This window comes from Pseudoalteromonas sp. SM9913, assembly GCF_000184065.1.
GTDB classification, from domain to species: domain Bacteria; phylum Pseudomonadota; class Gammaproteobacteria; order Enterobacterales; family Alteromonadaceae; genus Pseudoalteromonas; species Pseudoalteromonas tetraodonis.
The window spans coordinates 139103-159618 of record NC_014800.1 but is presented as its reverse complement, the minus strand read 5'-3'; the positions used below and the strand labels follow the sequence as shown (position 1 = coordinate 159618).

Here is a 20516-nt window from a genome sequence, read left to right as displayed (position 1 = left end):
GCCCGCGTTTTAAATACCCGCTAGCTCCCGCTCAGTAATACACTCACCCGATGCCATTTCAAATTCTCGACACGTTAATGGGCGATTTTCGTAAATAGTACACATGAGGGTATTTCTATCAAGTGCTTCGCACCAGCCATCGTCGCCGCGCTTCATGACCTCACTGCCCCATTTGTCGTAATCAATATATCGAAAAGGAACACCGGTATCAGTGACAATACGCACTTCTAATTGGCAGCAACACGCTTGGCAGTTAGCGCAAGTGACTGGTTGGGTATTGATATTTTCAACAGCAATGATTGAGTTTGGCATACAGACTTTTGATAAATGATATACAAGCTATAGGATACACGAGCGAGGCAAGGGTGACAGTAAAATAACGTCAGATATTAAACATCGTTATATTGTAATTAACTAATCACTAAAAAAGCGTGCTGATTAACCAGCACGCTTATTTAAGATTAAAAATTGAAAACCACTTTAACGTTATCCGATACAGCTGATGAAGAGACAAAGCCAATGGTGTCAGGGTTAGCTGCGACCATTTTGATTACTTCACTGTCATTTTCTAACTCTTTAGGTGGTGTGCCCTTTCCTGTAAAAATTAGTTTTGACCAATATGCTTTTAACTGAGAAGACGTTTTATTAAGTAATTTACTATTAAATTGCTCGGTTGCAGCACTACTTGGTTCTTGAGATATTGGAATGATCTTATTGCCATTGCTAAATGACTTTTCTTTTCCTGTATAAATTCGGCTGATAACAGACTCATCAAAGCTACTTTCATTTGAAGGATGCACGATAATAGCAAAATCTGCATAGGCGAAGTTCGTAAACAGGAATATTACACTTAATATTAATTTTTTCATTTTACCTCTCCTTAAAATACAACATCGACACCAAGCGTGATAGCTTTACTATCACCGGCCACAGCTAAATCAAACGAGTCATCTTTGACTCTATCGTATTGCACTTTAAATGCAGCTGACGGATGAAAGTCCCACCTCACACCAACAGCAAATGTATTATGCTGTTCTGTATCACCTTCACCTTCTTGTTCGAAGTCTGAAAACATGACATAAGGTGTAATAGAGTCAAAACGATAGCCCGCACTGATCATATAAGTGTCGAGATTACCATCTAAGTCTAAGCGGTTAAGCTCACTTAAAACGAAAAAATCACCAAAATCAAGATTTGCAGCTAAACCATAAAATTTACCATCTCTGCTATCTTTGCCGTCCCACAAAACCGGTTCACCCGCACGAAAACGCTTATTGGTGTATTGCATGTGGGTCACTCTTAGTTCGAGCCAGTCACGATTTAGTAACAGTACGCCGCCTAACATATCTTCCCAAATTTCTCTTGTTGGCTCTTGAAAGAAGAAGTCTGATAATAGCTTGTTATCGTCATCGTCCTCTTTACCGGTATAAATATTCGCAGACACTCCCCAGTCACCTATAGAACCTGAGTAGAGTAAATTAACGCCCTCGTAGTTAAATACTTGCCATGTATAGTTATCTGCAGGGGCTCGCATCCATACATATGCATAACCTACATCGAAAAAGTCTGAGTAGTAAAATAGTGGTAAACGCTTTTTACCTGCTTGAATAGTCCAATTATCATTAATATCGTAAGAAATATAAGCCCATTCAAAGTTTGCCTCAAAGTCGTTGACTCCTCTGGCAACTAGCTGACCTGTTACAGAAAGACCTTCACCCAAATCGCCTGATACCTGTAATCCAATCAAAGACTCTGGCGAAAAGGATAAATCTTCAGTGTATGCACTAACATTTGGATAGTCCGCAAGAAATGTTGGTTCAACGCCATATTGCGGGACACCTGTACCGCTCAGTACCTTACCTGCATTAATACTTGCAAAACCCGAAATATTAATTTCAGCATAACTACTTGCTGATATAAATGCTCCCAATAGTATAATTTTTTGCAGTTTCATTGATCACCTCATTATTATAATGGCTGTCATAGCCAAATTGAGTATAGTAAAGCAAGAAAAAGAAACAAAAAATTAACACTCTTTTATTTTTATACTGATTTCTAATATTATTTAGCCATCGACCTTGATAGCAATGTCCCTTTAATTTCGCTGTAGCGCTGTTGCTCGCACAGTGCAAAACCACTTAGTTGACGTACTTTATTACGCGCAAACAGTGGCACGCTCATTCCCGCTAAAAACCGGCATTGGGTTTCAATACCTACATTGTGTACACCTTTAGTTGCCATGTGCGCTAAAAACTCATCGACCTTTTGATAAATAAGCGCTGTATCAATCGTTGCAGGGGGAATTGAATATTCAAGCTTAACTGAATGCCCACGACACACCGAGCAATGTCCACACTGCTGTGGCGCATTCGCATCATCAAAGTAACGGGCTAAGTTATAGCTTAAGCAAGATTGCAGCTCAAAAAAGCGTACTAAAGCAGCAATCCGTTTTATTTCCGCTTGCTCTTTATCAGTAAAATAATCGTGTAACTGCTGGGCAAGTGCAGGATTATTAATCACCTCGCTATGCACTTTGTACACGTGAGTAATACGTTTGGTTTCAAGGGTGATAAGGTTTTTTTCAGCCAAATAGTCAAGCGCGGCTACCACACGTTTACGGTCAACCTGCGCGGCTTGCGTTAGGGAGTCAAAATTAAGTGTGCCCCATATTTTTTTAAAGTCGGTATGACTAAATATTTGTTTTAAAAAAGCTTGGCGCTGCTCATCAAACTGGCTAAGTAACTCATTTTTATCAACCAAAAATTTATACTTAAAATCGGCATAATAAGCATACTGCGGGGTTATTGCGCCTTGCATTTCAAGCTGTACCAGCAAGGTTTTAAGGGCAAGTTGGCGAATATTACTCTCGCTTGAAAGGCTATATTCTTGCATTTCCCATTGCTGTTGAGCTTGGCGAATATCGTTAATAACATATTCAATACCGCTGAGCTCTGGAGTATCGCCGTAAATAAAGTTTTCTACTGTATTTAAGCCATCTAAATTAGCCAGGGTATAACAATTTGATGGGTTGCCGTCACGCCCTGCGCGGCCAATTTCTTGGCTGTAGTTTTCTATTGATTTAGGTAAATCGTAGTGAATTACAAAGCGTATGTCTGATTTATCAACCCCCATACCAAAGGCAATGGTAGCAACCACTACATTTATTTTGCCTGCCATAAAATCGTCTTGAATTTGCCCGCGTAGGGTGTCTTCAAGCCCTGCATGATACGCCACCGCGTGCAGGCCCTGCGCGCTTAACATATTGGCCACTTGCTCAGCACTTTGCTGCAGCGTGACATACACAATACCGGGGCCGGTTTGCGCACGGACAATTTTAGTAAGCTCATTGTTTTTATCCGCCGTTTTAACACTCAGCACATTTAAATCTAAATTAGCGCGATAAAACCCCGTTTGCACAATACATTGTGGCTCAATAGCAAAGCGCTCGGCCATATCGCGTTTTACTTTTTTAGTGGCGGTAGCGGTTAATAGTAGCACTAACGGAATATTTAGCTCTTCACGGTAACGAGGTAGTTTTAAGTAATCGGGTCTAAAGTTATGCCCCCATTCAGATATACAATGCGCTTCGTCAACAACCAACATAGAAAGCGCCACTTGGCTTATAAACTCCCTAAAGCGTTCGTTTTTAAAGCGCTCAACCGACACCATTAACACTTTAACTTTACCACTTCGTACGTCGTTCATTACAGTGCTACTTTGCATTTGGTCTTGGCTTGAGTCGAGGCTGGCGGCATAGATGCCTTTGCTATTTAAAAAGCTAATTTGATCTTTCATCAAGGCCAATAACGGCGATACCACCAGCGTTAAATGCGGTAAATGTAACGCGGTGAGTTGATAGCACAACGACTTACCCGATCCTGTAGGAAATATTGCCAATGATGATTGGCCATTTAGCAGCTGCTCTATGGTTTGTTGTTGCCCTGTTCTAAACTGATTAAAACCAAAATGTTGCTCAAGAGACTGAACTAGCGAGGTACTCATAAAAGCGTCCTTTTTATGTCGGTGCCCATAAATGCTGTAAATGCGCAGTAGATGAAATATTTGCATATCAGTATACATCAAATGACGTGATTTATTGCTGACATATCCTTTAATTAGGCGCACACTATAGCCCCATAAAAACGTGCTTTGCCAAAATAATTTTTTGATACCCAAGTCATTTTAAAAATCAACGTACAGAAATTGCTTCGGTATATTCTTTTTAAGGGCATAGTCATGGATATAACCATACCAAAAATCGTCATCATCGGCGGTGGCGCTGGTGGGCTGGAGCTAGCAACTCAATTAGGGCACAAACTAGGAAAGAAACAACACGCAAATATATTACTCATCGATAAAAATCGCACTCATATATGGAAACCGTTATTGCACGAGGTTGCAACTGGCTCTATTGATGCCGATTTAGATGGGGTTGTTTACTCCGCGCATGCTGCCAAACATCACTATAACTTTCAACTTGGTACCTTTTGCAACCTCGATAACAACAATAAAACCATCACCTTAAGCCCTCTATATGACGAGTTAGGGCATCAAATTTTACCTAAACGCACCGTTCACTATGATCATTTAGTTATTGCTATTGGCAGTGTGAGTAACGACTTTAATACGCCAGGCATTAAAGAGCATTGTTTTTACCTAGATTCAAATCAACAAGCAGAGCGCTTTCAACACGCGCTGCTGGATAACTTTACTCGCCTTCATCAAGACGATGACCCATTACACTCATTAAATATCGCCATTGTTGGCGGTGGAGCAACTGGGGTTGAGCTCTCGGCTGAGCTGTATCATGTTTCTGATTTACTAAAAATATACGGTTTAACCAATATGTCGGCTAAGCGTTTACATATTCATCTGATTGAAGCGGGCCCCAGGATTCTTCCGGCGCTGTCTGAGCGAATTGCCAGTTCGGCCAAGCGTGAGTTATTAAGATTAGGCGTCACCGTTCGGGAAAATACCCAAGTTAAACAAGCAACCGAACATGGCTTTATCACCAATGATGATGAGCAAATAAATGCGGATATTATGGTGTGGGCGGCGGGCGTAAAAGCACCTGACTTTATTAAAGAGCTGGGTATTTTTGAGCTGACTCGTAATAACCAAATAAAAGTAAACGAGTACTTACAAAGCAACCTTGACCCACAAATATATGTGCTCGGTGATTGCTGCGCGTTTACGCAAGATGATGGTACGCAAGTGCCGCCACGCGCACAATCGGCACATCAAATGGCACAATGCGTTGAAAAAAACTTAATCGCCACATTACGTGAGCAGCCCCTTAAAAAATTCGAGTATAACGACCATGGCTCACTGGTTAATTTATCGCGCTACAGCACAGTAGGCAGCTTAATGGGTAACCTAACCAGTAATAGCTTTTTTATTGAAGGTAAAATTGCCCGCTTTATGTATATTTCATTATATAGAATGCATCAGCGCGCTATTCATGGCAGTGCCAAAACCTTTGCTTTGTGGATCAGCGAAAAAGTGCTGCGTGTTGTGCGTCCTAAAATGAAGCTGCACTAGCCAAAATTAAAGACAGTGGTAATTTAAATTACCACTGTCTTTAATTTTTAATATTAGCTATATAAAGTACACAAAAATTTTAAGGAAACAGGCTATGTCGGATAAAACGCTTATTTTTAATTTTGATGGTACCGGCAGTGAACCCCGAGACGCAGATCAGTTTAGTACAGAGCATTTTAAAGAAGACGCCAGTATTTCTAATATTTTAAAACTACACTTATTGCTCGGTGGTAAACTTGATGATTCTCCCACCACCCCATTTTCCAAACAGTTAAGTTTTTATTACCAAGGCATAGGCACTAAAGGCAGTCGTTTAAAACGAATTTTAAATCAAGCACTCGCCCCACGTTCAGACGATGTAGCCAGCATTTTAAATCAAGCTATTAATGATTTTAAACAGCATTACCAAAGCGGCGATACCCTACTACTCACCGGCTTTAGCAGAGGCGCTGCATTAGCGCGGCGATTTGCAAAGTGCTTAGAGCCACTCATACATGAAAAGGTGTATTTATGTGTGTTTGATACAGTGGCCTCAATTGGCATGTCAAAAGTGAGTAAAGCCACTTGGGGTGCAGAGCATGTTATTTTTGAAAATCACACCATTGCCAGTAATGTCTTTGAGGCGCTGCACTGTGTAGCGCTTGATGAAAAACGTCGCGCGTTTGAACCGACGTTAATGAACCAGCAAGCTAACATTACCGAGCTGTGGTTTGCAGGAGCCCATTCCGATGTGGGAGGCGGCTACTATCGCGATGGACTTGCCGATATTTGCTTGCGTTATGCACTTGAGTGGCTCATTGCTCAGCCACTGTCAGTTTCATTGCTAACCAGTCATGACATCGATTACGAAAACCTTTTACCTGAGAGTAACTTGGTTGCCCAAGACGATGTGACTGTTATTCCCGATCCACTGGCGTTAAGTCATCAGCAAAATTACTTTTGGCTAAACCCATTTTTTAAACTTGTTGATAGGCAGTGCTGTGTATTAATTGACGATGAAATCAGCCACGTCGCCCCATTAATACATCACAGTGTTGCACAGCGAATTAATAAACTAACCAGCTATCGCCCCGAATCGTTAAAAAACTTACATTATAAAATGATTTACAGCGACGACAGCACGTTAAACTTTATGGGACTCAGTGCCCATATAATGCTAGCCAACCAAAATATGAGTTTACTTAGCATAAACCAAAGCCAAGATGTGATGGCATATGCCAGTGAAGCCTACAACGCCACCGGCTTAATGCTTGCCCAAGGTGCGACCTACCGTTTTACACCTTATCCTAATCAATATTGGTATGACGATGGTATAAAGTGCTCTCCTTCTGGGTGGCATCGCGATAACGTGCAACTCGGCGTTAAAGAAATCCCCATGGCATTACTTGAGCCATTTAGACGTTTAGCTACAGCGCAGTGGTTTAGCTTGATCGGCACGATTGGTCAAAGCGATGAACATGCCTTTGAAATTGCTGAAGGCGTTGAAATAACCATTAAAAAATCGGGAGAATTTTGCCCATTTGCTAATGATTTAAGTCGTTTTTATGGTGCGAATGCCGGTAGGATAAAACTTAAAGTAACGCGATTAAGCTGATAATCAGTGCACTTTATACTGCAAAGTGCACTGAGCTAGGGATAGCTGGTGGAGGTTATTGCTTTTTCATTTTATGGCCTTTCACGGCATAAAATAATATGAATAGATAACAAGGTAACAACACCGAGTAGCCTGTTTGTAACGAGGTAAAGCCACTCAGTAGCCCCCATAAAACGGGACCAAATGCACCTCCGGCAATCCCCATGATTAAAAGCGCAGAACCAGTACTAGTAAGTTTACCCAATCCTGATAATGCTAGTGGGAACACCGCAGGCCAAACAATCGCGTTTGCTAAGCCTAAAAAGGCAATCAGCAGTAAAACATCAGGCAAATTAGCGCCGCCTAAAGGCACCAATAACGCATTGGCAATAACAAACGACTGTGCATCGAGCAGTAAAATACATAATGTAATAACAATCCCTAATACAGACGATGCGGTTAAAGCGCTCTGCTGAGAAATAAATTTAGGGATAAGTAAAATACCTAAAATATAACCAAACACCATAAACATCATAGTGTATGAGGTCATTACCCCATATTTTTCGACTCCCAGCGATAGTGCAAAAGTACCTATGGTATCGCCTGCAATAACCTCAACCGCCACGTACAAGAATATCGCAATAGCGCCTAACACTAAGTTTGGATGAGAGAGTGTTTCACGAATTTCACCCTTATCGTTTATTGCGTCAACTTCATCATTAATAAGTTCAGGTAGCGGCGACTTTTTAACCGCAAAAGCTAATAAACCAATAAATATGGCCATGCCTAAGTAAGGTAAAATAAGGCCGTTGGCCATATCATCAACTTGCTCTTGGCTAAGCTCTGTGCCTACCGTACCGGTAAAGTTGCTTAAAATTAAGGCCGTAAATACCATCGGAGAAATAACCCCTGCGCCTTTATTTAAAATACCCATAATACTAATACGCACAGCAGCCGACTCTTCTGGCCCTAAACGCACTACGTACGGGTTAACCGCAGTTTGTAATAGAGTTTGACCTGCCCCCATCACTAACTGGGCTAATAAAAACAGAGGAAAAAACTGTGACATAGCGGCAGGAATAAACAGTAAACCCGCTAACATCATACACCCCATGCCAAGCGCCATCCCGTTCTTATAGCCAACTTTTTTAATTAACACGGCCGAGGGAAGCGCAGTAAAGGTGACGGCAATATAAAAGGAAAATAAAATTAACGACCCTTGAAACGGAGTTAACTGTAAAATTTGACTTAAATACGGCATTAATGAGCCATTTAGCCAAGTAGCAAAGCCCAGTATAAAAAATAATACCGCAACAATGGCCATTGGAACCACGCTACTATTTTTGGACGTATCCATAACATTGGTTGTCATGTTATTTTCCTTTATTTATATTTATTATGTTGTTAACAAACCTGAGCGCCGCCAATCCACGTGCTAATGACTTGTTGTTGTGTGTTTAATTGTACAAAATCTGCTGGACTGCCCGGTATTAATCGCCCGTGTGTGGCGGGCAACTGTAAATACTGAGCAGGATATAAACTTGCCATATTAAGCGCTTGCGCTAATGGCTGCTTTAAATGGGTTACTGTATTTCTTACTGCGGTTGCCATATCAAGCGCAGATCCTGCCAGTTCACCCGTGGTAGAGGTGAGCTTACCATTATCTAAGGTGACGGTACGGTCAAAAAAAGCAAATTCGGTGTCATTCGTACCCACTGGTGGCATCGCATCAGTGACTAAAAAAACACGACCCATTGGCTTTGCTTTTAACGCAAGCTGACATGCAGCGTAATCAACATGATGCCCATCAACAATTAGGCCGCAATAGGTGTCATCGTTTAATAATGCACAGCCTACAACACCTGGCTCACGCCCCTGTAATGGCGACATAGCATTATATAAATGCGTAAATCCGGTTGCGCCAGCATCAACCGCGCGCTGAGCTTGAGCAAAGCTTGCATTGGTATGACCTAAACAAACGTGTATGCCTACCTCACGCATTTTAGCGATATCACTTGGCAGAACATTTTCAGGTGCAACTGTTACCACCACTTTACCTAAATCTTGGCGAGATAATACCTGCCATTCTTGTTCAGAAATAGGGCGAATATAATCAGCACTATGAGCGCCTTTTTTTGCAACAGATAAGTGCGGGCCTTCAAAGTGAATGCCAATAATACCGGGAGTCTGCAAAGCAATAGCATCAGCAATGACATCGGCTGCTTGGTGCATCACTTCAACCGTGTCAGTAATTAAAGTCGGCAACATGGCAGTTGTGCCATACTTGGCATGTGCCAGCAGCATTTGTTTAACCCCAGCAACACTGCTAGTACGATTAAACAATACACCACCGCCACCATTCACTTGCAAGTCAATAAAGCCTGGCGCAACTAACCCCGTTAGGTGCTCATCTGCCTGTTGCACGTTATCATCTATTGCCGTAATAATACCCGCATCAATGCTCAACACTTTGTCGTTAACAAATTGCTCGCCATCAAAAAACTCTGCTACATGAATACGTTTTACTGACATTTATAATGTCCTTGTTACTTTTTTAAGCCCCTTAGGCTCATCAGGGTTAAAACCACGGCTTAACGCTACTTTTGCCACATCAAGATAAAAACGCTGCAATACTAAAAATGGCGCTAATCGAGGGTGTACGTTAATACCGTTTTGATTAAGGCTAATCACGTGTGCACCGCGTTTTTTAACCTCAGCAATTTGCTGCTGATGTGACTCTTTAGTTTCATCATCAACCGAGCAATCTAAAATCACTAACCCTTGCTCAACTAAGGTTACCGGACCATGTAAAAATTCTGCACTACTGAATGACTCAGCATGAATAGCACACACTTCTTTAAGCTTAAGTGCCATTTCTTTTGAGATAGAAAACCCTAAACCACGGGCTAATACCACCATGTTCTTAATGTTTGCAAACTCACTAGGCTGTAACTGAGTTGGCGAGTCTATCATTGCATCAAGCGCGCTAGGCAGCTCTTTAAGCCCTTGTAATAATGACTCATTTTGCGTCCAATTAGCAACAATATGTACCAATGCCGATAACGTGGCTAAGTAACTTTTTGTTGCCGCCACCGAAATTTCATCACCGGCTTTAAGGGGGACAAAATCATCTACTATGTCTTGCAATGGTGACGCTTCATCGTTAACCAGTGCAATACAATAAGCGCCCGCCTCTTTCGCCATTTTTGCTTGAGCGAGAATATCTGGGCTGCGTCCTGATTGAGAAATTACAATCACCACAGCGCCTTCAAGCTTTAATGTTTTACCATATACACTCGCCACTGATGGCGCTGCTGAACTGACCGGTACACCGGCTTCAATTTCAATTAAGTACTTACCAAAAACGCCAGCATGATCTGATGAACCGCGACCAATCATCATCACCACCTTAGGGGCCATATCGCGAAGCTTATGACCAATTTTTTCCACTAAAGGTTGGTTGGCAATAATTTGCTTTTCAATAACATTTGGCGTTTGCGCCGCTTCTTTTTCCATTAGGGTGTTAAACATCATAACTCCTGGCTGCTGTAATTAACGTGCTGTTGTTTAGCGTAAAGTACAGACCCCATTTCTGGTGACGATAATGGGGCTGATAAAATAGCTTGAATGTCTGGATCTAACCATGTTGTCATCACGGCTAATAAGCCACCGATAAACGAAAGCCTTGGTGGGTTTTTATCTAATAGTTGACGTGCAATATCGCTTAAGTACGCGCCACCTTCTTTTAAAATGGCAATCGCAATGGCATCGTTTGCTTGTGCTGATTGAAAAACACAACCTGCAAGTTGCGCAAAAAAGGCGGCGGGTTTATTCGCAATTACTTCAACAAGTTGCATTGCATCACGCACTTCTAAATACTTCATAATCAAATTAGTAAGCGCACCACTTGGGATTAACTTGTCTAGGCTTAACAACACCTGCTGACAAGCAGTAAAGCCTATCCATGCACCGCTGCCTTTATCGCCATGCGGGAAACCATGACCACCAATCATAAACGATTGACCATTAACGTATGAAAATCCACACGAGCCAGTACCTGCAATCATCACTGCGCCATCACTACCTTGATGAGCGCCCATACAAGCAATGAGTAAATCAGTCGTTAAATGCATAGTTTTAAATGGGTGTTGCCACTGGGTCATTTGATTATGCAAACTTGGTAAGTTAACTCCCGCCAGGCCAACCCCTGCGATTAATGCAGATAAAGGCGTCTCTTTGAGTCCTGCATCTTGCAAGGCTAAACGCGCTGATTGCTCAATGGAATGCGTTGCTTGGCTAAATCCATGTAACGGGTTACCAGGGCCTGCCACACCGGTGCCTACTATTTCATTACAGCTATTGACGATAATTGCTTTACATTTAGTGCCACCGCCATCGATCCCCACAAAGAGTTGATTGTTATTAATATTGTTGGTGATCATTTTTGCCTCTTAATTTGTTCGACCGTTTTGCAAAACACTGAAAATAAAACCGGACTGTCATACTGTATGAATCTTATACTAGCACAAATGACAGCGTTGTCATTATTTTTATTTACAAATAAATAACTTCTTTCATCTTCAATAATTTAAAGGAAAACGCACTTTATCGGTGCGTTACTTTGAGCTTTCTGCTTACACGACTTGCTGATGGAGTCTTAGAGCGAATCCATACATCTTGTGTTACTTTGACGGGTTGTTTATAGGTTTGCCATTGGCCGCTTCCTTGTTTGTATTCAATTACCAAACCAGGGTAGGCAATATTGGCGTACAACATGCCGTTCTCAATTTTTGCGCCCGCATTTGCAAGACGATAATGCACATCAGCCATTTCTAGCTTAGGAAATTCTTTTAATCCCATTGTGGCTGCAAAAGTCTGCCATTGCTGATCGCGCTGCTGTTTTAATGCTGAGCTAAAGCGATTTGTTTGTTGGCTATAAACAAAGCCATTGTGATCATACGGAACCGCCCAATCTGCCTTATGCCATGCTCTTTGTGCCAACGATAATAACCGTGGGAAGAGCTTATATTCGGCCATATTATTGGTGCGCGTATTTTCACTCCATAACTGCCCTTGAATACCAATAAAGCGTTTATCTTTTGCCAAAGGCGCTGATACTACCTTGCCTTGCTCATCATGCTTTAACGTGTCATCAGCTACATAAGGCTTATCTTCTCTATCGAGCCAAAATTCAGCATGAATAGGTAAATTATCTGGCATAAACTGAAATATTTTTTCGGTATTTATATGCCTTGAAGCCCAGTAATAGCCGTGCTCTTGTGGGTCTGCTTCATACGGAAAGTCAAAATACAGCACATCTGGCGACGAGAGTACCACTTGCCAATTTCTATTAGCAAATTCATGGGCACGTTGATGGCCGTTCCACATTAATAAATCCCAGCTATTACCTTGTACAACCTCTGGCATATTCTCTGGATTAGTATGCGATAAACCATCGCTCCATGCAGCGGTTTCAATATTCATATCAGCCAACATATTCGCAATACGTTCAATAAAATAGCTGCCCAGCTGACTCGCTTCAGTAATTTCTAACTTATTTTGTTTAATAAAATCAGCACAAGCTGGTGAGTCAACCCACGCTCCGGCGGTTTCATCGGCGCCTATGTGATAACGGGTTAACGGATGCTGTGCATCACTGTGTATGCCTTTTACCTGTTCCATTACTTCACGAATAAACGCATACGATGAGTCTAAACACACATTAATGGTATTGTCGTTATAGTGCTGTACCGACGAATACACGGTTGTATCAAGCGGATCATAAAGTAAAAACTGCTCGGCTTTTTGTTTATCGCCTTGTTTTATGTATTTATTATAACGCGCTTGCATGGCTTTAATTGCAGCGCGAGAATGCCCTGGCATATCAAGTGATGGGATCACTTGAATATGACGCGCACTCGCCGCTTTAAGTATTTCTTGATAATCAGCCACCGAATAATAGCCGTTTGCTGCACTTGAAGTATCAAGCCCTGCGCCCAACTGTGGCATTAAACATTGTTGCTCGCTTTGATCAAAACAACGCTTCGCCCCTATATCCGTAAGTTCAGGAAGTGATGGGATTTCTATACGCCAACCTTCATCATCACTTAAATGTAAATGCAGCTTATTAAGTTTATAAGCCGCCATTTGATCAAGCAGCTTTAAAATAAAGCCTTTGTCGCGAAAGTTCCGTGCTACATCCACCAACACACCTCTAAACTGATAATGCGGTGCATCAATTACTTCTCCCACAGGTAACATATTACTGTTAACCTGATACAAACTCGCTAAGCTTTGCAAAGCATAAAAAATGCCCGCTTCATCAGCGGCATTAATCACAATTTCATCAGCTTTAATCGCTAACTTATAGCTGCCTTCAAATTCATCATTTTTAGTTACTGTATTAAGTGTGACCTTAATGGCCGCTGCATCATCGCTTATATTAATACCTAGTAGTGCTAACCTTTGTGTTGCGGCAGATAAGTGTGTTTTATCTATTCCTGAGTAGTTAATATTAAGCCCTTGGCTTATATCTAGCGTTTGAGTTTGGCTAAATTCGCTAAAACGTGGGGACGGAATAATTTGTTGAGCAATCACATTGCTCACTTGATTTTGCGACGTTAAATAAGCAGAAAAGTCATATTTTTCATTGCGCTCAAACAAGCGCTCAGCGCTAAGCCACTGCGTTTTATCATTCGCGGTACGTTTAAACTGACGTTCATAATCGGTGTAAGGCATAACATGTGGCAACACCTCTAACCCTGTCTCTGGGTCAATTTTAGGTTTTGTGCTTTCAATCACTTTAGCGGTGTCATTATTATTAACAACTATATAATTAGGAATTGCGTCGCTTTGCGATAATGACCAAAAGTGCGCATAAAAAGTAATCGTTTTAGTCTCACCCGCTTTAAAGCCAGTAAACCCGTCTTTAAGCTCAATGACATGAATATCGCCATTAACACGTTTAATAGTAAATTCATCGCTAACCGCCGTTTGAATAGGTGTAATTTGACTAAAGTAAATTTTCCATTGGTCAAAGTTAATCGCCGAGTTGGCGGTTAAATGTAAATACGCTTTAAAACAGTGACCGTTTTCTATATCTGGATCGCACTGTGCTGATGGACGGTTATCAACCTGCTGATATTTTATTTGTAAGGTTTTAGCAAGTAACTCTACGGCGCTATCGTTTGCAGGGCTTAGCTGAACCGATACCGTATTTTGTTCATCAACATTGCCCTGACACGCACTCAAACCCAGTGCTAAGCAGCATGCTGTCAGTAATGATTTAATCTTCATTCGCTACTTTCCCTCTATTGTTATTAACTTAGTCACTCAAGTATCTCTTTCAGATACTTAAATTAATCCCGCTTTTAAATCAATCACTATTCACATCTAGCAATTGCCACCTTAGCGCACACAATCCGCTACCCTAGGGTTTAAATAATAATTAACAGCGCGCACCAATTTATGACAACGCTGTCATTAAGTTGTTAATGTATCCTTTTTTTTCTTTTATAGCTACACAGAAGGGCAAAAAAGATACAAAAAATTTACATGTATGTGCTTAATATTCTTTTAAACTATTGTATTTAAATTAAATTTAAATATGACTAAATTATTACCTAAAACTTTATCTACCATTCTCACAAGAAAGGCGTATAAATTAACTGTTAATATTCAATGATGTCTTTATAATTTAGCCGTCAAATAATAAAAACCGAGCACTGTTAACTGCTTTTGCTGTAGTTGTTAACCGATAAAGATAAATTAGTACCCAAAATGATATGTAAAGGTCTATTAAGCCTATGAGAACAACAATAAACGACGTGGCAAAAGATGCCGGGGTATCAATAAAAACGGTATCACGAGTAATAAATAACGAAACCTCGGTGCGTGACAACACCCGTGAGAAAGTCATGGCGTCGGTTAAAAAGTTGAACTTTCAGCCTAACCTTGCTGCAAGAAGTCTCGCAGGAACAAAAGCTTACAGCATTGCTTACATTTACGACAATCCAAATGCCTACTATATTATAGATATGCAAAACGGCATTTTAGATACGTGTAAAAAGCAAGGGTTTGAACTACTTATCCACCCATGCGATGCCAAAGAAGCACATATTATTGACGAAATAACCAGCATGATAAAACGCACCCGAATTGCCGGTATTTTACTCACGCCGCCATTTTCAGAGATGCCACATTTTGTTGAAAAGCTGACACAGCTTGACCTAAAAGTTGTGCGTATTTTATCGGGGCACGACGCCCCCGATACATTAACGCCCTGTATTATGATTGACGATAACCTCGCCTCTAAATCAATTACCGAACACCTTATAAATAATGGCCACACACGCATCGGCTTTTTAGCTGGGGGCAGCGAACATAACTCCACCAAAGAGCGCTTAGAGGGCTACAAAGCGGCTTTAAAACAATACGACATTACTATAGACCCTAGCTTAATTATTGATGGCGAATACTCATTTGAATCCGGGGTTGAGGGTGCTAAAACACTCATTAATCAACAAAACAGGCCAACCGCTATCGTCTCATGTAACGATGAAATAGCCGCCGGTGCGTTATTTGCAGCCAGATTAATGAACATTGATATACCCAGCGAGCTTTCTATTACAGGGTTTGAGGATAGCCCATTCTCACGCCAAACATGGCCAAAGCTCACTACAGCGCATCAGCCAAATAATAAAATTGCTGAAGATGCAGCCAGCTTACTGATAGCGCAAATTCGTAATGGCAATGACCGCGATATTATTAAACTATACACACCAGAACTGGTTGTCAGAGATTCAACAGCCCCTCCCATAGCTTTATAATTAATTAGCTGGCACGCGCTGCAAGTCCCCCTTCAGCGCTTAAAGCATTAAAAGCGGCTTGATTTTTGAACGTATAGCCTGTACCACTGAGTTTATTAACAATAAAACGGCACATGTTGTAAATTTTACACTTAGGGCCTGTTGATCTTTCAAGGTTATATAACTCAGTTAACCTTTCCAATACCAATTCGCTTAATTAACTGAGCTATTTTGAGGGAGGAAAATCGTGTCGATAGCAAGGCAAAAAATTTCGTTATTTAGTTGTTCTAAATGAGACGTTTTTAACGTCTGTGAGCGTCTGGTTTGCCCCCTCAAAATGATTAAGTATTATTGCAAATTGGTATAAATATACAGGAGTAAAATATGGCCAAGTCAGCCCAATTGTATAGAATGGCAACCGATGAACATATTTGCCCATTTGGTTTAAAATCTAAAGATTTACTTGAACGTCAAGGCTTTGAAGTAAACGATCACTTACTCACCTCAAGAGCGCAAACCGATGCGTTTAAACAGCAACACGACGTAGAAACAACACCACAAACGTTTATAGATGATAAGCGCATCGGTGGCTACGATGAGCTTAGAAGTTTCTTTAATAAATCGCCTGCCGGTCAGCAAGGTACAACCTATACCCCTGTGATAGCGATTTTTGCGGTTACCTTGTTGCTCAGTTTAGCTTTTTCGTTAAGTGGTGCAGGGCTAAGCATGTATACACTTGAGCTTTTCGTGGCATTAACCATGGCGGTACTGGCCATTCAAAAGCTGCAAGATTTAAACAGTTTTTCAAATTCCTTTATCACTTACGACTTACTTGCCATGAAAGTGATTCCTTACGCTTATGTATATCCATTTTTAGAAGCCTTTGTTGGCGTGGCCATGATTGCAGCACTTCCGGTTTACTTGGTTGCACCTATCTCTTTGTTGATTGGTAGTGTCGGCGCAATATCCGTGATTAAAGCCGTGTATATAGACAAACGCGAACTTAAATGTGCCTGTGTTGGCGGCGATAGCAATGTACCGCTTGGCTTTATTTCACTAACCGAAAACCTATTTATGATAGCAGCCGGTATCTGGATGCTAGTTAAATAATAAAAAGGCGCGATAGGTTTAAAACCTACCGCGCCCTTCATGTTTTGATAGCGAGCTAAGAGCTACGGGAAGAGCATTCCTGTTTTTATATTTTCACATTAACCCTCACTCACTTTTCTTTGTGCAAACATGTTTTAAGTGATTTATTTACAAAGAGGTTATGAGACGCTGCGCTGAAAGAGGAAATATAAAGCCATATATAAAGCGGTAACAGCGATTTTATATCGCGTCAGAATTAAAATTATTAAGTATAATTAGATGCATACAATCAAAAGTCCGTATTTTTTGTCTGCTCATTTTCTCCTCATTCTCTTCTCTTTGTGCAAACATCTTCTAACTGATTTATTCACAAAGAGGTTATGAGGCGCTGCGCTTTAGAGGAAGTAAAAAGCCAAACATAGGCCGATAGCAGCGATTTTACATCGCCCCAGGATTAAAATTATGAAGCATAGCTCTATGCTCGAAGCCCGAAGCCCGAAGCCCGAAGCCCGCCTTATTTCAGCAAACACTTAGCTAACTCGCAACAAAATCCCTATTTGATCGGTGCTATTTAAGCCGCGATTAAATAGGACTCTTGTCCTGCATGTTTGTTACTGCGTTTAAACGAGCCTTTGCCTTTTTTGGCTTTAACCACTTGCGGTTTAAATACTTTAGAGGTTACCAGTGCTGCCAATGCGTTGTGTTTTATCACACCGCGCCCAGTGTCTACTGCGGATTTGTTAACCGCTTTTGCTTTGCTTTTTTTCGCCATTTATTTTTTCCTATTAATAAAATGAGTATAACGAGGGATATATATCCCACTGTGTTATTGATGGCGATTGTATGCTTAATTTTCAAACATGCAATCATTTTTAATGCTGTTTTAAATATATTTTAGCCATAAAAAAAGCGCCGTTTATAACGGCGCCTATTTAGCTTATAAAATTAAAAACTAAAGCTTACTTTTGCGTAGTAAGTACGACCATCAAAGCCATAGGGTACGGCACGTAACGGGTATTTAAATGCCCCATTTGAAATAGCGTTTAATACTTCATCATCGCCTAACTCATCCGGTGTTTCATCAAATACATTGTCTGCACCTACCGATAGAGCAAACATATCGTTAATTTGATAACTTACATTTAAATCCACTAATACGGCTGATTCTACCGTACTGGTTGCTTTAAATGAGCCATCTGTTGCAAGTTCAATATGGTCATTACCAAAGTACTTCACATCGGTTTCGCCAAAGTAATTAAAGCGGATCATTGAGCTATACGCGTCACGCTCATAATCAAACGTAAGCGTTGCACGTTCGCCCGGCTGCCCATCAGTTAAAAAACTACTTTGGATATCATCAAGTGCTACATTTTCAGGAATACCCGGTGCTGCATTAACACTGTCAATTTTAGTTTCGTTTAAATTACCGGCAAACGTAGCAGAGAAATTACCCTCATATAAATCAGTGCGATAGGACGCAATAATGTCAACACCCTGCGTTGTCGAATTCACTGAGTTTGAAAAGTAATTCGCTTGTACTGCCCCCGTTGCCTGTAGCGCGGCAACTGCATCAGGACTAAATGCCACATCATCAGCCGATAACAAGCTGCCCAGTGTAATACGGTCTTCAATTTCTACACGGTAAAAATCCACCGTTAACGATAAATCACTCGTCACATCATAAACAAAGCCTGCACTGTAGTTCGTTGATGTTTCAAGCTTTAAGTTATCAACGCCTAATGCAGCTGGAAATGCTGAGCCCGTTGTTGCTGTAAACGACTGGCTTAACGTGCCGTCAGAACCTAAGTTAGTGGTAAACGCAGTGTAACCGCTTTGCTGTAATGATGGCGCTCTAAAACCCGTTGATAACGCACCACGTACCGCAAAATCATCGTTAAATTCATAACGCGTGGCTACTTTACCAATTATGTCGTCACCCGCATTAGAGAAATCTTCGTAACGAAGTGCACCGCTAACATTCCACGCATCGGTAACCATAGTTTCTGCGTCAATATAAACGGCGTAGCTATCGCGATCACTTTTATTTGATGCTTCAGGGCGAAGGCCGTTGTAGGCTTGAAAACCACATTGTGCAAATTGATTCGGATCGTTCACTGATGGGTATGAAGTATCTGTGTTAGCAGTGCCACACGCGTATGAGGCTTCTTCACCGGGTACAATTTCATAGTTTTCTTTACGGTATTCAGCACCAATTGACACGTACACAGGCTCACTGCGGCCAATATCAACAATCCCGTTCACATCCGCGTTGAATGTTGTTTGGTCAAACCTAAAGCCACCCGAATACCCCTCAATTGGCCCTGCATTAGCAGCAATATCGGCATCACTTGCACCTGGGTTATTAAATAAGTACTCAGCAGCATAAGAGGCATTTAATGTATTGCGTGAGGTAAAGTCGTATTGGTTTTCACCATATACCGCCGATACATCGTAATTCCAATCAGAGTTAATATCACCTCTAAAACCGATTGAAACAGAGATATCCTGTGCTTCATTGTCTATTTGCGGTAAAAATCCATCGCTATAGACTTGAATCACGTTTTTAGATGCTTCGTTAAAGTTACGATAAAAGCCGTTACCTAGTGCAGTACGCTCAGAATAACCACCAAATGAGTAAAGCTCGCCCTCACTCATTGGCAATGCCATATTGTAAAATACCGAAGTAAATTCACTCTCTGCATTACCTTGTCCCCAACGAACTTCGTCCGATAAAGTACCTGGTGCGACATTAAGTGAACCACCGGTATCTCGCTCGGCACGATTGGTTTTATCTGCATCGCGATACTCAAGCGATAAATTAATAAATCCACCTTCGTTGCCTAGTTCAAAACCACGATTTAAACCTGCAGAAATTGTTTCCCCATCGCCTTCTGCCGTTTCACCGTATTGCACATAACCTGTGGTTAAATCTGTTGAGTTATTAAGTGATAAATTGATAACCCCCGCAATCGCATCTGAGCCGTACTGCGCCGCCGCACCATCACGTAAAACCTCAACCCCTTTTAAGGCAATAAGCGGGATCGCATTCATATCAGTCCCCGCAGAGCCACCGCCCACGGTACTAGTTAAACCAAAAATAGATTGATTATGGCGGCGCTTACCGTTGACTAAAACCAGCGTTTGATCTGGCTGTAAACCGCGTAATGTTGCTGGGCGAAATAAATCGGAACCGTCAGAAACTTGTGTACGAGAAAAGTTAAACGATGGCGCTGTCGCTTGTAAGCTTTGCCCAAGCTCGGTAAAGCCGCCTTTGTTTAAATCATCCGCGTCAATTAAATCAATAGGTGATGACGACTCTGTTGCTGTTCGGTTAGAAACTCGCGACCCTAACACAGATATTTGTTCGATATTTTTTTCAGCTTTAGCAGGCGCTTCTTGTGCATTAACCATACTTGGCGCACTGAAAGCAAAAGCAACCGCTACAGCCAAGGTGTTTAAACGATATGTTGACATAATGATGACCCTGTTTTGTGTATTCTTATAAT

15 protein-coding genes are annotated in these 20516 nt (G+C 41.3%); 4 read left to right on the top strand and 11 right to left on the bottom strand.

The annotated features are described in order from the left end of the window. Positions 1 to 9: 9 nt before the first annotated feature. The 4 genes from PSM_RS15960 to PSM_RS15945 all read right to left on the bottom strand — a co-directional run bounded on the left by PSM_RS15960 (position 10) and on the right by PSM_RS15945 (position 4002). On the bottom strand, positions 10 to 312 hold the full coding sequence (locus PSM_RS15960) for a YkgJ family cysteine cluster protein (RefSeq protein WP_013462899.1): 303 nt from the start codon (positions 310 to 312) through the stop codon (positions 10 to 12). A 149-nt stretch (positions 313 to 461) separates the two neighbouring features. Then, a complete protein-coding gene (locus PSM_RS15955; protein WP_013462898.1) occupies positions 462 to 869 on the bottom strand; it encodes a substrate-binding domain-containing protein in 408 nt (135 codons plus the stop codon). 11 nt (positions 870 to 880) lie between these two features. Next, on the bottom strand, positions 881 to 1954 hold the full coding sequence (locus PSM_RS15950; RefSeq protein WP_013462897.1) for a porin: 1074 nt from the start codon (positions 1952 to 1954) through the stop codon (positions 881 to 883). A gap of 107 nt (positions 1955 to 2061) precedes the next feature. Next, entirely contained in the window at positions 2062 to 4002 is a 1941-nt protein-coding gene (locus PSM_RS15945) for a RecQ family ATP-dependent DNA helicase (protein ID WP_013462896.1), read from the bottom strand. A gap of 234 nt (positions 4003 to 4236) precedes the next feature. Between PSM_RS15945 and PSM_RS15940 the strand changes: the two genes are divergently transcribed. Both PSM_RS15940 and PSM_RS15935 read left to right on the top strand, forming a co-directional pair. Beyond that, positions 4237 to 5541: an NAD(P)/FAD-dependent oxidoreductase gene (locus PSM_RS15940; protein WP_013462895.1), complete on the top strand. Its 1305-nt coding sequence runs from the start codon at positions 4237 to 4239 to the stop codon at positions 5539 to 5541. A gap of 94 nt (positions 5542 to 5635) precedes the next feature. After that, positions 5636 to 7135 (top strand): phospholipase effector Tle1 domain-containing protein, encoded by a 1500-nt coding sequence (locus tag PSM_RS15935; RefSeq protein ID WP_013462894.1) that lies wholly within the window; start codon positions 5636 to 5638, stop codon positions 7133 to 7135. Between the two features lie 55 nt (positions 7136 to 7190). Here the strand turns inward: PSM_RS15935 and nagP are convergent, their stop codons facing one another. The 5 genes from nagP to PSM_RS15910 all read right to left on the bottom strand — a co-directional run bounded on the left by nagP (position 7191) and on the right by PSM_RS15910 (position 14410). Next, the gene (gene nagP, locus PSM_RS15930; RefSeq protein WP_013462893.1) at positions 7191 to 8486 is read right to left on the bottom strand and encodes an N-acetylglucosamine MFS transporter NagP; all 1296 of its coding nucleotides are present in this window, start codon (positions 8484 to 8486) and stop codon (positions 7191 to 7193) included. Positions 8487 to 8518: 32 nt separating this feature from the next. Further along, positions 8519 to 9646: an N-acetylglucosamine-6-phosphate deacetylase gene (gene nagA / locus PSM_RS15925; RefSeq protein WP_013462892.1), complete on the bottom strand. Its 1128-nt coding sequence runs from the start codon at positions 9644 to 9646 to the stop codon at positions 8519 to 8521. After that, positions 9647 to 10645 (bottom strand): glucosamine-6-phosphate deaminase NagB-II, encoded by a 999-nt coding sequence (nagB-II, locus tag PSM_RS15920; protein WP_013462891.1) that lies wholly within the window; start codon positions 10643 to 10645, stop codon positions 9647 to 9649. Further along, complete coding sequence (nagK, locus tag PSM_RS15915) at positions 10645 to 11556, bottom strand: N-acetylglucosamine kinase (RefSeq protein WP_013462890.1); 912 nt, start codon at positions 11554 to 11556, stop codon at positions 10645 to 10647. The genes nagB-II and nagK overlap by 1 nt, the downstream gene beginning before the upstream one ends. Before the next feature lie 163 nt (positions 11557 to 11719). Further along, the gene (locus tag PSM_RS15910) at positions 11720 to 14410 is read right to left on the bottom strand and encodes a family 20 glycosylhydrolase (protein ID WP_013462889.1); all 2691 of its coding nucleotides are present in this window, start codon (positions 14408 to 14410) and stop codon (positions 11720 to 11722) included. 509 nt (positions 14411 to 14919) lie between these two features. Between PSM_RS15910 and PSM_RS15905 the strand changes: the two genes are divergently transcribed. Both PSM_RS15905 and PSM_RS15895 read left to right on the top strand, forming a co-directional pair. Next, positions 14920 to 15942 carry a LacI family DNA-binding transcriptional regulator gene (locus PSM_RS15905; RefSeq protein ID WP_013462888.1) on the top strand — a complete coding sequence of 341 codons (1023 nt, stop codon included), beginning with the start codon at positions 14920 to 14922 and terminating at the stop codon, positions 15940 to 15942. 363 nt (positions 15943 to 16305) lie between these two features. Continuing rightward, positions 16306 to 17031 (top strand): MauE/DoxX family redox-associated membrane protein, encoded by a 726-nt coding sequence (locus PSM_RS15895; RefSeq protein WP_013462886.1) that lies wholly within the window; start codon positions 16306 to 16308, stop codon positions 17029 to 17031. Between the two features lie 550 nt (positions 17032 to 17581). On the opposite strand, the gene arfA is transcribed toward PSM_RS15895, so the two are convergent. Together arfA and PSM_RS15885 are read right to left on the bottom strand one after the other, a co-directional pair. Further along, positions 17582 to 17782, bottom strand: coding sequence for an alternative ribosome rescue factor ArfA (gene arfA / locus PSM_RS15890; RefSeq protein ID WP_013462885.1), 201 nt, complete (start codon positions 17780 to 17782; stop codon positions 17582 to 17584). 173 nt (positions 17783 to 17955) lie between these two features. Further along, on the bottom strand, positions 17956 to 20484 hold the full coding sequence (locus PSM_RS15885; RefSeq protein ID WP_013462884.1) for a TonB-dependent receptor plug domain-containing protein: 2529 nt from the start codon (positions 20482 to 20484) through the stop codon (positions 17956 to 17958). Positions 20485 to 20516 lie beyond the last annotated feature (32 nt).

What these genes read in the sequence shown, in the direction of transcription:
- PSM_RS15960 (WP_013462899.1), bottom strand. Translation starts at nt 312, where the DNA reads ATGCCAAACTCAATCATTGCTGTTGAAAATATCAATACCCAACCAGTC.
- PSM_RS15955 (WP_013462898.1), bottom strand. Translation starts at nt 869, where the DNA reads ATGAAAAAATTAATATTAAGTGTAATATTCCTGTTTACGAACTTCGCC.
- PSM_RS15950 (WP_013462897.1), bottom strand. Translation starts at nt 1,954, where the DNA reads ATGAAACTGCAAAAAATTATACTATTGGGAGCATTTATATCAGCAAGT.
- PSM_RS15945 (WP_013462896.1), bottom strand. Translation starts at nt 4,002, where the DNA reads ATGAGTACCTCGCTAGTTCAGTCTCTTGAGCAACATTTTGGTTTTAAT.
- PSM_RS15940 (WP_013462895.1), top strand. Translation starts at nt 4,237, where the DNA reads ATGGATATAACCATACCAAAAATCGTCATCATCGGCGGTGGCGCTGGT.
- PSM_RS15935 (WP_013462894.1), top strand. Translation starts at nt 5,636, where the DNA reads ATGTCGGATAAAACGCTTATTTTTAATTTTGATGGTACCGGCAGTGAA.
- nagP (WP_013462893.1), bottom strand. Translation starts at nt 8,486, where the DNA reads ATGACAACCAATGTTATGGATACGTCCAAAAATAGTAGCGTGGTTCCA.
- nagA (WP_013462892.1), bottom strand. Translation starts at nt 9,646, where the DNA reads ATGTCAGTAAAACGTATTCATGTAGCAGAGTTTTTTGATGGCGAGCAA.
- nagB-II (WP_013462891.1), bottom strand. Translation starts at nt 10,645, where the DNA reads ATGTTTAACACCCTAATGGAAAAAGAAGCGGCGCAAACGCCAAATGTT.
- nagK (WP_013462890.1), bottom strand. Translation starts at nt 11,556, where the DNA reads ATGATCACCAACAATATTAATAACAATCAACTCTTTGTGGGGATCGAT.
- PSM_RS15910 (WP_013462889.1), bottom strand. Translation starts at nt 14,410, where the DNA reads ATGAAGATTAAATCATTACTGACAGCATGCTGCTTAGCACTGGGTTTG.
- PSM_RS15905 (WP_013462888.1), top strand. Translation starts at nt 14,920, where the DNA reads ATGAGAACAACAATAAACGACGTGGCAAAAGATGCCGGGGTATCAATA.
- PSM_RS15895 (WP_013462886.1), top strand. Translation starts at nt 16,306, where the DNA reads ATGGCCAAGTCAGCCCAATTGTATAGAATGGCAACCGATGAACATATT.
- arfA (WP_013462885.1), bottom strand. Translation starts at nt 17,782, where the DNA reads ATGGCGAAAAAAAGCAAAGCAAAAGCGGTTAACAAATCCGCAGTAGAC.
- PSM_RS15885 (WP_013462884.1), bottom strand. Translation starts at nt 20,484, where the DNA reads ATGTCAACATATCGTTTAAACACCTTGGCTGTAGCGGTTGCTTTTGCT.